Genomic DNA, 13805 nt, shown 5'->3' on the forward strand with positions numbered 1-13805 from the left:
CAACCTCTTCCTTGCCGGCCTTTCTCATGTTCCTCATTTTAATACTTCGTTCGTCCGGGTCCTTTTCCCATCCTTATCAATGGTTATCTCAACCGTATAATACTTTGATTCATAGGTCAGGGATTTAAGGAGTCCACTGGTTAAATCCACATCCATGGCAGTAAGCTTTGCTCCCTGCTGTCCTCCATAGAGGTAGTCGCTTAGTACCGTATCCGGATTACTCAGCTCCTGGTTCACCAGCTTTACGATTTTTCCCGCTGACAGCGTTCCCTTTTCCTTTTCATCATCCAGATAACGCTGTACCGCATCCACGCATAGGTATGCCTCAGTTCTTCCCGCCATCCTGTGGGAGGCTTTGGTGTACCCTATCATCTGCGGAACTGCCATTGCCATAAGTATGGCCAGGATTGCTACTACCACAACCAGTTCCACCAGGGTAAAACCGGAGCAATTCTTCCTGTATCTCATCTTATTCCTCATTTTTATCTTCCTGTCATTCAGCTGATCATGGCTCATTGTACCACAAAAGCAGATTAGTTTCCACTGCTGCTCTCAATCTCACCCTTGCCTTCCGATCCGGGATACACGGCTTTATATTGGATTCCGTTTATTTCACCTTCCCAGTAAGCTGAATTCTTATCCTTATCATAGTTGTAGTCCTGTGTTTCAGAAGACAGCATCAGTCCTGCGTCCAGCATCTCCTGCTGTGTTTTCCCAAGTGTATAATTGGACCTGGCATTTGATATGGCTACCTGACGGGCTGATTTGTCCTGTATTCCCCGGTAGGACGGAACTGCCAGCGCCACCAGGATCCCAAGTATGGCAATGACGCAGATCAGTTCTATGAGGGTAAATCCATCCCTGCCCTTGGCCTTCTTCTTTATCCTTTGCATTTTCATTGTTATGATTCCTCTTTTCTTTTAATATAACATATATCCTATTCCGCGGAATAGATGATTTTTTCAGCCTCTTCCATACTGGTTTCCCCCTCCAGGACCATCTGAAGCACGTATTCTTTTATAGACTTAAGTCCTCTCTTTCTCTGATACAGGCGGATATCCCTGGGAAGCGCGTCATCCAGTATCATGGACTTCACTTCCTCATCCACCTCCATCAGCTCGTAGACGGCTTTTCTTCTGATATATCCCGTTCCACTGCAGCAGGGACATCCCACCGCCCTGAATAAAGACTCCGGTTCCTTTAATCCCATCTCACCAAATAACCGCTTCTCCCTCTCATCCGGCACATATGGCTTACGGCATTCCGGACACAGCAGCTTGACCAGACGCTGTGACACAATTCCGGAAAGGGCCGCCGCCGCCATATAGGGCGGCACACCCATGTTGCGCAGACGGTTAATGGTGGAAGCACAGTCATTGGTATGAAGGGTGGAAAGCACCAGATGCCCTGTGATGGCAGCTCTTACGCCAATGGACACTGTTTCCTCATCCCGCATCTCACCCACCATGATCACATCCGGATCCTGTCTTAAAATGGAGCGGAGCGCTGTGGCAAATGTAAGGCCTGATTTTGGATTGATCTGCACCTGGGTGATTCCCTCGATCACCTTTTCCACAGGATCTTCCACTGTAACCACGTTGATCTTCTTTTTCACAATGCGGCTGAGCACCGCATAGAGCGTGGTGGTTTTGCCGCTTCCCGTGGGACCGGTCACCAACACGATCCCATGAGGCACCTTGAGGATGCGTTCAAATACTTCCCTCTGTTCCTCATTCATGCCAAGGCGCTTTATATCCATCAGGGAATTATCCCTGTCATTTCCTAAAAGTCTGAGCACCACCTTCTCCCCAAAGATAGTGGGCAGGGTGGAAATCCTCAGATCAGTGGACACGGATGCCTTCTCATAGTGATACTTTCCATCCTGCGGAAGACGTTTCTCCGCAATATCCATACCGGCCATCAGCTTAAGGCGTGTCACCATGGGACGGTGATATTCCATTTCCAGGGTAGTATGGACGATCAGGTCACCGTTGATCCTCATGCGGATCACAAGATCATGCTTGCCCGGCTCCACATGGATATCACTGGCATTTCTGGAATAGGCGTTCTCTATGATGGCGTTGACCATGCGGACTACCGGCGCACTCTCCACCCGCTCCATGAACAGAAGCTCGTTCTGCCGGTCCAAAGAGGAGATGTCCATGGCTTCCCCTGAACCGCCAAACCTTTCCCGGCTGCTTCCATAAGTTTTCTCAATGGCCTTCTCCATTGCACAGGAGGTTACAAGCATGGCTTTTACCTCCATGCCTGTTATGGTGGCTGTCTCATCCAGTATGTCCTGGTCCATGGGATAGGCGGCTGCCACCACCAATCTGTCTCCGTCAAAATCAATGGGAATGATCCTGTTGCGCTCCGCAAATGCAGGAGAAACCATATCGGCCGCTTTCAGGTCGATCCTTATATCATCCAGATTCACCACAGGTACATGGTCTCTCAGAGCGGCACACTGGATCACTGCTTCCTCGGTCACATAACCCAGATCCATCAGAAGTTCTTCCACTGACTGGTCCATGTCCTGCCCCCTGAAATGCATGGCACGGTCCAGCTGGTTCTGCGTCAGGTAATGATGCTTTACCAGCAGTTCCTCTATTGTCAATTTATTTGGCACTGGTTGTCTCCTTTCAATTATAGTGGTATAATTCCCTTAATCAGAATTCAGTTTTAAAGAGGTCCTATATGAATCCATTGTACCCAGTTATATATGCATTGTTCGGCGCTGTCACGGGAAGCTTTCTCAACGTATGTATCATGCGGATTCCCAAAGGTGAAACCTTTGTCACCGGACGTTCCCATTGTCCCTCCTGCCAAAGGCAGCTGCCCGCCATTGACATGATACCTGTCCTTTCCTGGCTGTTCCTCAGAGGGAAATGCCGCTTCTGCCGCACAGCCGTCTCTCCCCAATATCCGATCGTGGAGGCGGGGAGTGCCTTGATCTTTTATTTGTGCTGCCTGGTCAAAGGCCCCGGAGCAGAGTCCGTTATCCTGTGCGCCTTTGCATCCCTCCTGACCGTTGCGGCCTGGATTGACGCAAGATATTTATATATTCCCGATGGGATCCATATACTCATCCTGCTTCTTGGACTGGCATCCATTATCCTATGCCGCCGGCCCGGGATCCTGGAACGCATGGCGGGTTCGTTTATCTGCGGCGGTTTTCTGGAAATACTCCGAATCCTTACCAGGGGAGGCGTGGGCGGAGGAGATGTAAAACTTCTGGCTTCCAGCGGTTTTCTTCTTGGTGCCAGAGCCGGAATAGCCTCTGTCTTCATGGCTTATGTGATAGCCGGCCTGTGGTATCTTATCCCTCTGCTCAGGGGCCGGGTAAACGGCAAGACAAGCGCACCCATGGCGCCCTTCTTTGGCCTGTCCCTTATGGTATGCGGACTGTGGTACAGCGAGATCATAACCTGGTATCTGGGTCTGTTTCTTCCGTAAACAGATCCTGTTCCTATTCGTCCCCTTCCTCATAATAGCGGTAAACACCATTTCCATCCAGGTATACCCGTTCCCCTCTTGACCTCCGGTACATGCTGCCCCTGTCGATCACGGCTCCGTCACTGTGATCAAACACAATATCCGCTTTCAGCGAAAATGTATACCCATTACAAACCACCTTGGTACTTACATTGGCAGACCTGGCAAGCGGTTTTGCCTTGACCGTAATGTCCACTGACACATCCTCATCGGGCTGTCCGCTGGTCCCCTTCATCACATATTCTTTATTCCCAAGGGCATGGTAAAGATACCGCTCCCACCGTCCATCAATGTGGTCATGACTGCCGTCAGCCTCTCCATTCGCAGCCGCTTCCACGCGCTCATCCACATTTTCCGCGGAATCTTCTACTGCTTCCTTTTCCGTGGCATCCTCTTCCGCGGCGTCATCTTCCACAGCGTCATCTTCCGCAGCGTCCTCATTTTCCTCTTCGTCCGCCATCATTTCCTCATATTCTTCACGTACCATGTCACGGTCCGACTCAAAGCACTGCCAGATACTGTTCATGACGTCTGACTCTCCGCCTCCCACCGATTCACAAAAGGTACGGTGGATGGTCTTGGCCGTAAGCTGTGCTTCCATATATTTTCTGCTGTTCAGGGTGGACTGCATGTTGAACTTGGAAATGGTCATATATCCGCAGGAAAATACGGTCAGAAGGGTGACGAAAAGAACTACATAGATCATACTGCTGCCCCTGTCACCACCGCCCGGCATGCCATGGCCAGCAGCCCCGTCCTTCCTGTTACCACCCAACAACATCATCTCCCTCAATCTCATAATCATACATGGAACGTATGACCACTTCCTGTTCATAAACCTGCTCCTCTTCCTTTTTCACCACAAGGAGAGCCCTGACTTCCCTGCTTGTGGTTCCCCCAAAATCCAGTTCCAGAGTCATGCCGTCCATCTCCTCCACCTCAAGATCCCCGGCAGCAATACGGGGCCATTTGTCCATGGGCGGAAGCATCTCATAAACGGAACCGTCAGACTCGTGTACGGACTCATAGGGCTCGGTCTTTCTTATATAATATGCCAACTCATCCGGGCGGTCGGGATCTGCATGATACACATATCCATACCGCAGCACCTTCTCCAGCTTCACATACGCCTCTGCGCACATTGCCTTTGCCTGGGACAACTGGTCGAACTCATTATACAGCCCGATCTGCGGGCGTATGAATCCTATGGCAAATACGGTCACCACCGCAGTGATGGCCAATGCTATTACTGTTTCCAATAGTGTAAATCCCCTGCTGCCTGTCATATTTCCCTTTGATGATCGATTATCCATTCTCTACCTGTGCCTATATACTATAATTGAATACCCAGGGCCCGAACAGTCCCCAAATTCCTCATCCCTGCCTTCGTCCTCCCTGACACTGTACTGATAAAATATTTCCTCAGCCCCTGCATCCGGATAGCCGGAGTCCCCTTCCATGGAAAACTCCACCACCAGCTCCGCACCTGTGGCTTCTCCCAATCCTTCTTCCGCCATGGCGCTGAGCCTGTAATTGGACTGGTCCAGTCTGTGCTCCTTTGCCAGAAGACCTGTATTGGCCCCTGTCATCATAAGGAATCCTGTAGCTGTAACCATCAAAAGTGCGGTGGACGCAATCACCTCGATCAGCGTAAACCCTTCCCGGCCACGTTTTCTATTCCGTTTCTTCATAATAATATCTGACCTCCACCATACCGCTCAAGACGCTGCTCCCCGCCTGACTGTTCTCCGTCTGACTGTTCTCACTGGGGCTGGCTGTCCTGCCATCCGCCTCCCCGTCCTTTTCCTTCAGATCAATGTAACTGATAAAAAGGCTTGCCGGCTCCTCATAAACCTCATCCACAAAATTTTTAACCTGTTCCACTCCGGGACAGTTGACTTCCATGGTAATAACGGTTTCCATCATCATATGATCGGCTGCCCATGTGCCCACCTTCTCTGTTTCCTCATCCATGGGAAGAGGGCCGTTGATACTCATCCTCACGATCTCCACGCCGGAGCGTTTGGCAATTTCCTGGAGATGGCGGTCCATAAACGCATCGTCTATGTCATGGTAAAAGAATTCATCCTCCTCCTCACCGTCCTGTTCCTTAAGCCTTTCCTCTAAGTCAGCGAACTGTTCCAAATACAGGTCCATCCTGTCCTTTTCTCCCTCCAGTTCCAGCAGATCCTCCCTGGTCCGGATCAGTTTTTCATATTCGGGTCCGATCAGGAGTTTAAAGGCCATGGTCCACAGGAGTACAAGTATCAAAATACCTATGAGGAAACGTTCCCTTTTACTGAATCTCATTCTGACCTCCCTGCTCCAGGACACCCCTGACCGATGCATAGACACGCCAGCCGTCCACATCCTCCCGTTTCTCCCACAAGGTGTGGCTTACCTCCCTGAATATGCCGGAGGATCTCACTTGTTCCACATAAGCGGGTACTTGGGCCGGATCATTATGGGAGATGACCATTTCCAGATAAGAGGCGTGACCGCGCTCGTAAACCACGGATCCCACCTGCATGTCCGGCTCCATGGCCTCTGTAAATGCCTCAAAATGCTCTTTTCTCAGATAGCTGGATGCAGCCTTCCTGGCTATCTCCGCCGCATTCCTGCGGGCGGCCTCCTCCACCATACGGCTGTCCAGATTCTGTATCTTCTGGTAGCGCTCCCTGTACTCCGTGGCATTCATGTCCCCGCGAAGGCTCACCATATCCTGATATGTCTGATGACTGAGCGCCTGTATATAAACAAAGATTCCCGCAGCCACTGCTGCATTTGCAAGGAGGAACAGGGCAAATCCCCTGGACATTATCCTGGATAATCCCCTGAACAAGCCGTCCCCCTCCCCGTCCCGGATCGCTTTTAATCTCAAGATCCCGGGAGCCCGCCTGCTTTGGGCCACGATCGCGGCCAGGGCACCGGGACTGACGGACTCCGGATCCACATTCACCTCCATATTGCGGCGAAGTGCCCTGACATCCGGTTCCACCGACACTTTAAAATCAGCACATGTGCATGGAAGTTTAAAATGTTGTTCCATAAAGGCAATTGCCTCTTTCATGTCTGAAAGGCAGTTTCCGGCCAGTACAATACGTTCAGGTCCGAATGATCCGCAATCCGTTTCAACCTGGCGCCGGATCTGTTCCGCCTGTTCCGCTATTTCCTCATACAAAAGTTTCCGGGCGTTCCGCTCACAAAATCTGCCGGCTTTTAAGGGAGTACTCCGCCATGCCAGACAGTGGCCGCTTGATACTGCATACAGGCCCAGCCCCTCCTTTTCCACATCGATCAATATACTATTGCGCGTTTTACACAGGATCTGGGCTGCCGCCGCCGCACAGTCAGGCACCAGAAAAGTGGATCCATGAAGGATCCCGGCCTGTTCCATGGCATCTGTGTATACATCCAGCTTTTCTTTTTCCATATAATAGACCATAACAGGAATATGGCGTTCTCCAAATCCCCTCTGGATATCCACTGCAGCCAGGCAGTCCGCTTTGCATTTTCCCTCTGCGACAAGCTCATTTCCGGCCATACGCCTCAATGCCCGGTCCCCGGACTTGGGAAGCAGCACTTTCATATAGGAAAGGTCACGTCCCAGCACCAGGTTAACCTTTCTTCCCGCCAGGTCGTGCGCTTTTGCCAGGCACATGAATACGCCCTTCATGTCTGCGTCCGCGGACACACTCCGGGCATCCTGTACCACGATCCTTCCACGGCCCGGGTCACGGCCCGGTTTCCTGTATGTTCCGCAGACATATGTAATCTCATGTTCTTCCACACATATATAATGTTTCATCCTAAGTCTCCGTTCCGCCTTACGCATGGACGTCATTTTCCTCTTACAGCATCGAAGAATACATATTAAAGACAGGTATCATCACAGCCATGACAATGGAGCCAATGATCAATGCCATAAACAGGATCATCACCGGTTCTAAAAGGGCAACCATCTGTCCCAAGGCTCTGCCGGCCTCCCGCTGATAATAACCGCCTGCCTCAGACAATACGGTATCCAAAGCTCCTGATTCTTCACCTGCCACCACCATGGATATCAGGATCGGATGAAAAACATCCAGTTCCTTCAGTACCTGGGAAAGCATTTCTCCCCTTTTCATGTTCTCCGCCGCCCGTTCCAGACATTTCTCCACATATGTATTGCCAATGACACGCCCTGAAGCATGGATGGCATCCAAAATCCCAACACCACTTCCATACAGCACCGCAAAGGTGGACGCAAAGCGCGAGGTCTCAACTGTTCTCAATAGTTTACCAATAACCGGAATATGGAGGATAGCCCGGTCAGCCTTTAACCGGACAGAAGGAATCATAAGAACTCCCATAGACAGGGCAATAAAAACCATTATCAATATCATATAATACAATCCGTAGTTTCTCAAGCTGATACTTACTCCCATCATCAAACGTGTAATCCAGGGAAGCTCCTGTTCCTCCATCATGGAAGCAAACTGGGGCAATACCGTTGTCAGCATAAAGACCGAAGCAATCACCGTGATGCAAAACAGGATGACAGGGTATGTCATAGCCGTACGCACCTTACCATTCAGTTCTTCCTCGCGGTCATAATACTCAGCCATCCTTTCAAGCATATGATCCAGCGTCCCACTGGCTTCACCTGTCTGAACCATATAGACCAATAGCTTGGGAAATGCTCCCGGCATCTCCTCCATGGCTTCATAAAGGGTCCGCCCTTTATGGACACTTTCCCTTAATTTAATCAAAGTTTCTTTCACCGTCCGGTCCTGGGAGGACTCATAGCTGACAGCCAGGGCTCTGGAAAGAGGAACCCCTGCGGCCAACATGGCCGCTAACTGTCTGCACAGAGGAGGAAGCATCTTCCCCTTCAGCTTTACCGGGCGAAGTTTTGTCCCCGACTCCATGGAATGATAATCCATACAGTAAAGCCCCTTAAACCGCAGGCCTTTAAGGAGGGCATCCTCATCCGCCGCCTCCATAACTCCCTTAAAGACCTTTCCATCCAAGCTCTTTGCCTTATATCTGTAACGCGGCACAGGAAACACCCCCTTTTATATTTGCTCACGACTAAAAGCCGGCCTCATCTGAATGGATCAGACAAAGCCGGCATTTTACCCCGATATATAATTGATTAACGGAAACAATTCTGAGCCGGCTCATAGCGATAACCAATGCCTGACAACACAGATATAATATTCGATTGATCCGTATCCAGCGCCTGGCACATCTCTTCCAGAGAATTATAATTGTCACGGAGCTGTGTATTAACATAACTTAATAATATAATAGGATCTTTTGGAAGGGTGTTCACATGTTTTACCTGCCTTTTAATCTGTTATAGTCCAGAACCAAACGGTGAATTTCATTTCAGCCGAAACGATTATATCACCTGCAAGTAACGTTTTCAACATTATTTTGGGGTATTTTCTCGTTTTTTTACCGCGATTTGTAAGTTGTTGGAATTAAATTTCATTATTAGAAGTATTCAGATAATATTTTATAAGAATATTTATGTAATCCTATCCTTGCATTAGTAAATATATGTAAAAACCACAGGGGTTCATACAAAAACCCTGTGGTTTTACCTACTCTTCTGCTCTGTTGTATTTAATCCTATTCCACATAGGCGATCAGTCTGCTGCCATCCTCAGCCACATCAACTACAATGGTATTGCCTTCCCTTACTCCATCGCCCAGAATGATCTTAGCAGCCAGTGTCTCCACATGTTTCTGGAGATACCGTTTCAGGGGACGGGCACCATACACGGGATCATAGCCGCGCTCGGTGATAAACTCCTTTGCACTGTCCGTAAGTTCAATGGTAAGGTTCCTGTCGGACAGGCGTTTATTCAGATCAGCCACACAGAGATCCACAATACGGCTGATATTTTCTCTGGTCAGAGGTTTGAACAGGATCATCTCATCCAGCCTGTTCAGGAACTCAGGACGGAAGTGGGCCCTCAGGTCGTTCATGACCGCTGCCTCTGCCTCGGGCCTGATCCGCCCCTGGCTGTCAATTCCCTCCAGCAGGTACTGGGATCCAATATTGGAGGTGAGTATAATGATCGTATTCTTAAAGTCCACTGTCCTGCCCTGGGAATCCGTAATACGTCCGTCATCCAGGACCTGGAGCAGTACATTGAATACATCCGGGTGGGCCTTCTCCACCTCATCAAACAGCACCACGCTGTATGGCTTGCGGCGTACGGCCTCTGTCAGCTGGCCGCCCTCGTCATAACCCACATATCCTGGAGGTGCGCCGATCAGACGCGCCACGGAATGCTTTTCCATGTATTCACTCATATCAATACGGACCATGTTGGACTCGTCATCAAACAGTGCTTCCGCCAATGCCTTGGCCAATTCCGTCTTGCCTACGCCTGTGGGGCCCAGGAACAGGAATGAGCCAATGGGCTTTGTGGGATCCTTGATCCCGGCCTTGGAACGGATGATAGACTCCGTGACCTTTTGTACGCCCTCATCCTGGCCCACCACACGTTTGTGAAGAACCTCATCCAGATGCAGGGTCTTGCTTCTTTCACTCTCTGTCAGTTTCGACACCGGTACGCCGGTCCATCTGGACACGATCCTGGCAATCTCATCCTCGGTCACACTCTCGTGGACAAGGCTCAGATCCTCCTTCTTGACCCGTTCCTCCTCTGCCTCCAGCTCCTTCTGAAGCTGCGGCAGCCTGCCATACTGCAGCTCCGCCGCCTTGTTCAGGTCATAACGCTGCTTGGCATCCTGAATATCCCGGTTCACTGCTTCTATCTCTTCCCTGAGGGAGGAAAGGCGGTCCACACTTGCCTTCTCATTCTCCCACTGGGCCTTTTTTGCCGCAAACTCATCATGGAGTTCCGCCAGTTCCTTCTGCAGGTCGGCCAGACGGTCCCGGCTCAGCCGGTCAGTCTCTTTCTTAAGGGCCGCCTCCTCGATCTCCATCTGCATGATCTTCCTGGACATCTCATCCAGCTCAGCCGGCATGGTATCCAACTCCGTCTTGATCATGGCACAGGCCTCATCCACAAGGTCAATGGCCTTATCCGGAAGGAAACGGTCTGAAATATAGCGGTCTGACAATGTAGCTGCGCTGACCAGGGCGGAGTCTGTGATCTTCACGCCGTGGAATACTTCATACCTCTCCTTAAGTCCCCTTAAGATGGAAATGGTATCCTCCACCGATGGCTCATCCACCAGTACGGGCTGGAACCTGCGTTCCAGGGCCGCATCCTTTTCAATATACTGTCTGTACTCATTCAATGTGGTGGCGCCGATACAGTGAAGTTCCCCTCTTGCCAGCATTGGCTTTAACATATTGCCTGCATCCATGGAGCCCTCTGTCTTACCTGCACCCACAATGGTATGGAGTTCATCGATAAACAGGATGATCTGCCCATCGCTTTTTTTCACTTCCTCCAGCACTGCCTTCAGACGTTCCTCAAATTCACCCCTGTACTTGGCGCCTGCCACCAAAGCCCCCATATCCAGGGCAAACAGCTTCTTATCCTTTAACCCGTCAGGCACATCCCCCCGCACGATACGCTGGGCCAGGCCTTCCACAACAGCAGTCTTGCCAACGCCGGGCTCACCGATCAATACAGGGTTATTCTTTGTCTTACGGGACAGGATGCGGACCACGTTCCTGATCTCACCGTCACGGCCGATCACAGGATCCAGCTTCTGATCCCTGGCCCGCTCCACCAGATCGTAACCATACTTCTGGAGGGTATCATAGGTGGCTTCCGGATTATCCGTCACCACTCTCTGGTTGCCCCTGACCGTGGACAGGGCCTGCAGGAATGTTTCCCTTGTAATATTATAAAGCTTAAACAGCGCCTTAATATCCTTGTTGGAATGCTTGAGAAGGGATAAGAATAAATGCTCCACTGACACATACTCATCGCCCATGGCCTTGGCTTCATCCTCGCCATTGATCAGCACCTTATTCAGGTCATTGCTGATGTACAGCTGCCCGCCTCCGCTTACTTTTGTAAGGCGTTCAACCGCCTGTTTCGCTTCATTGGTAAACATATCGCCCTGGATCCCCATCTTGGTGATCAGTTTAAGGATCAGACTGTCATCCAGGGTCAGCAGACTGTAGAGCAGGTGCTGCTGATCGATCTGCTGGTTTCCATACTCATATGCCAGCTTTTCGCAGTTCTGCACTGCTTCCATTGATTTTTGCGTAAATTTATTAATATTCATCGCCCATTCCCCTTTCTCTGTCTCCTCCGCCATAGAAGTATGTATCATAACCTCATAATCTTGTTCATAGGATACGTATCTTCCGGAACGGATGGAAATCGGAATTGTGCTGCGGTTTCCTTTGTTCTAGTCGTACTATAACACATGTTATTAGCACTGTCAAGGGTAGAGTGCTAATTTTTTTCAAAATGAGGGGGAGGGTAAAAGACAAAAAACCGGCCTCTGCTTCCCGCAAAGGCCGATCCTCAATCTCTGTCCTTTTATTTACTCTACTCCGGTAGCCCTAATTGCTTTATCCGTAAGTGTGCCTTCATAGGTCACAGTAGCCGTATCCCCTACCTTCACTCCGTCAAACATTCCTTCGGTTCCCAGGAATGTAAACAGGGTATTTTCAGGATCCACTGTATCCAGTACCACGTAGTCAGATTTTACTTCCGCAACCTTGCCTGTCAGGGCATTCACCTTGGCATCCGGCGTGTCTTTGGCATCTTCGGTCACGATCTTTGTTGCAACCGGCTTATCTTCCTCGTCCTCCAGATCTCCGTAGAATGTCACATCAGCGTTCACGCCTGCCTTGATGCCTCCCTTAGTCACCTTCTGGGCGATCAGGGCGTTAAATGTATAAGTACCGTCCTCTGTTTTCAGAGTCACTGTCTTGTCATCGGCCTTCTCAATGGTCCCGCTTATGATCTCATCGTTCTCTGCGGCAGCTTCCGCCTCTGCTTCCTCAGCAGCGGATGTAATGATCTCAACGGATTTTGCCTTGGTGACATCCTGTGACATCTCACCGTTAAACGTTACCTCTACCTCGTCACCCACACCAATGGCGTCCGCTCCTGTGATCTCGGCGTCTGTAATATCAAACTTTACTGCTTTGTCCTCACCCTCTGCAACGGTTATGGTCTTATCATTTACCTCGCCAACAAAACCATAGAAGTAATCCTCTTCCAGGTCATCTTCAGCCTCGGCGGATGCTGTGGTGGCTTCTGTTGTCTGGGCTTGCGTTGTAGTTGGTGCTGTGGTCTCATTTGTCTTTGAAGAACACGCTGTCATCCCCAGAGCCAGGGCCATGACTGCGATCGTTAAATAGTGTTTTTTCATAATGGATCTCCTCTTTTCTATTGCTGACACATGCTGCATTTAAACGCTTGAGGCGGAAAACGGGTTATCCCATACATGTTAATGCCCCCGCCGCGTTCACGATACATATTACTACGAAAAACACTATTTTACTATGTCTTTTTCTTTAATTTTTCCTAAACAATTAAGAAATCCCCATTCTTCCAATGGACTCCCATACCAGCTTTTTGAACAGAGGCGCTACCCTGTCCGAGGTTTCCTGGACCTCCTCATGGGACAGAGGGACATCCGTCATTCCGCAGGCCAGGTTGGAAATACAGGAGATCCCGCATATTCTCATTCCCATGTGATTGGCAGCCACTGCCTCGCACGCGGTACTCATTCCCACAGCGTCACCTCCCAGGATCCTGCACATCTTCACCTCCTGGGGGCTTTCATAGGCAGGACCTGTGAGCTGCACATAGACACCTTCCTTAAGTTGAATATCCAGCTCACGTGCCGTGTCCCTGATCATAGTTATCAGGTCTTCATCATAGATATGGCTCATGTCCGCAAACCTTGGCCCCAGCTCATCCAGATTGGCTCCGATCAGGGGGGATGGTATAAAGCAGGATATCTGGTCCTTGATCAGCATAAAATCCCCGGCCGCAAAGTCAAAATTCACTCCCCCGGCCGCATTGGTCAGAAACAGGATCTGGGCACCCATCAGTTTCATCAGGCGGATGGGAAGCACCACATCGGTCATGGGATATCCTTCATAGTAGTGCACCCGGCCCTGCATCATCACCGCAGGAACCCCATTGATATGGGCAAATACAAAACGCCCCTTGTGTCCGGGCACTGTGGACACCGGGAACCCCTGTATGTCATGATAGTCAATGGTGTCTTCCACCTCCACCTGTTCCGCAAAATCCCCAAGTCCTGACCCCAGCACCAAAGCCACCTTTGGTTTAAAGGGAAGCCTGTCCTTTACGCTGTCATAACAGTTCATTAATTTTTCATATACCGGATTTGTCATG

At 50.2% G+C, this 13805-nt stretch carries 14 protein-coding genes; 1 reads left to right on the top strand and 13 read right to left on the bottom strand.

The window, feature by feature from the left end:
- Nucleotides 1-33: 33 nt before the first annotated feature.
- The 3 genes from HMPREF9469_RS11070 to HMPREF9469_RS11080 are packed head-to-tail and all read right to left on the bottom strand — an operon-like array spanning nucleotide 34 to nucleotide 2629.
- Nucleotides 34-480: a type IV pilin protein gene (locus HMPREF9469_RS11070; protein WP_143111177.1), complete on the bottom strand. Its 447-nt coding sequence runs from the start codon at nucleotides 478-480 to the stop codon at nucleotides 34-36.
- A gap of 53 nt (nucleotides 481-533) precedes the next feature.
- A complete protein-coding gene (locus HMPREF9469_RS11075; protein ID WP_007861958.1) occupies nucleotides 534-899 on the bottom strand; it encodes a type II secretion system protein in 366 nt (121 codons plus the stop codon).
- A gap of 38 nt (nucleotides 900-937) precedes the next feature.
- Entirely contained in the window at nucleotides 938-2629 is a 1692-nt protein-coding gene (locus HMPREF9469_RS11080; RefSeq protein ID WP_007861960.1) for a GspE/PulE family protein, read from the bottom strand.
- Nucleotides 2630-2697: 68 nt separating this feature from the next.
- Here HMPREF9469_RS11080 and HMPREF9469_RS11085 point away from each other — a divergent pair, with 68 nt between their 5' ends.
- On the top strand, nucleotides 2698-3456 hold the full coding sequence (locus tag HMPREF9469_RS11085; RefSeq protein WP_007861962.1) for a prepilin peptidase: 759 nt from the start codon (nucleotides 2698-2700) through the stop codon (nucleotides 3454-3456).
- 13 nt (nucleotides 3457-3469) lie between these two features.
- Here the strand turns inward: HMPREF9469_RS11085 and HMPREF9469_RS11090 are convergent, their stop codons facing one another.
- The 10 genes from HMPREF9469_RS11090 to HMPREF9469_RS11130 form a co-directional block, all read right to left on the bottom strand.
- Nucleotides 3470-4276 (bottom strand): hypothetical protein, encoded by an 807-nt coding sequence (locus HMPREF9469_RS11090; protein WP_007861963.1) that lies wholly within the window; start codon nucleotides 4274-4276, stop codon nucleotides 3470-3472.
- A complete protein-coding gene (locus HMPREF9469_RS11095; protein WP_040416022.1) occupies nucleotides 4260-4808 on the bottom strand; it encodes a PulJ/GspJ family protein in 549 nt (182 codons plus the stop codon). The genes HMPREF9469_RS11090 and HMPREF9469_RS11095 overlap by 17 nt, the downstream gene beginning before the upstream one ends.
- A 3-nt stretch (nucleotides 4809-4811) precedes the next feature.
- Entirely contained in the window at nucleotides 4812-5186 is a 375-nt protein-coding gene (locus HMPREF9469_RS11100) for a type IV pilus modification PilV family protein (protein WP_007861965.1), read from the bottom strand.
- The gene (locus tag HMPREF9469_RS11105) at nucleotides 5170-5805 is read right to left on the bottom strand and encodes a hypothetical protein (RefSeq protein ID WP_007861967.1); all 636 of its coding nucleotides are present in this window, start codon (nucleotides 5803-5805) and stop codon (nucleotides 5170-5172) included. Before HMPREF9469_RS11105 ends, HMPREF9469_RS11100 begins: the two co-directional genes overlap by 17 nt.
- A complete protein-coding gene (locus tag HMPREF9469_RS11110; RefSeq protein WP_007861969.1) occupies nucleotides 5792-7303 on the bottom strand; it encodes a hypothetical protein in 1512 nt (503 codons plus the stop codon). Before HMPREF9469_RS11110 ends, HMPREF9469_RS11105 begins: the two co-directional genes overlap by 14 nt.
- A 43-nt stretch (nucleotides 7304-7346) precedes the next feature.
- The gene (locus tag HMPREF9469_RS11115) at nucleotides 7347-8537 is read right to left on the bottom strand and encodes a type II secretion system F family protein (protein ID WP_007861973.1); all 1191 of its coding nucleotides are present in this window, start codon (nucleotides 8535-8537) and stop codon (nucleotides 7347-7349) included.
- Nucleotides 8538-8632: 95 nt separating this feature from the next.
- Nucleotides 8633-8812, bottom strand: coding sequence for a DUF4250 domain-containing protein (locus HMPREF9469_RS33770; protein ID WP_082082625.1), 180 nt, complete (start codon nucleotides 8810-8812; stop codon nucleotides 8633-8635).
- Between the two features lie 302 nt (nucleotides 8813-9114).
- Nucleotides 9115-11706 (bottom strand): ATP-dependent chaperone ClpB, encoded by a 2592-nt coding sequence (gene clpB / locus HMPREF9469_RS11120; protein WP_040416153.1) that lies wholly within the window; start codon nucleotides 11704-11706, stop codon nucleotides 9115-9117.
- A gap of 264 nt (nucleotides 11707-11970) precedes the next feature.
- The gene (locus HMPREF9469_RS11125; RefSeq protein WP_007861975.1) at nucleotides 11971-12807 is read right to left on the bottom strand and encodes a hypothetical protein; all 837 of its coding nucleotides are present in this window, start codon (nucleotides 12805-12807) and stop codon (nucleotides 11971-11973) included.
- Between the two features lie 163 nt (nucleotides 12808-12970).
- On the bottom strand, nucleotides 12971-13804 hold the full coding sequence (locus HMPREF9469_RS11130; RefSeq protein ID WP_007861976.1) for a purine-nucleoside phosphorylase: 834 nt from the start codon (nucleotides 13802-13804) through the stop codon (nucleotides 12971-12973).
- Nucleotide 13805: the final 1 nt, after the last annotated feature.

The organism is [Clostridium] citroniae WAL-17108, from assembly GCF_000233455.1.
Lineage (GTDB): Bacteria > Bacillota > Clostridia > Lachnospirales > Lachnospiraceae > Enterocloster > Enterocloster citroniae.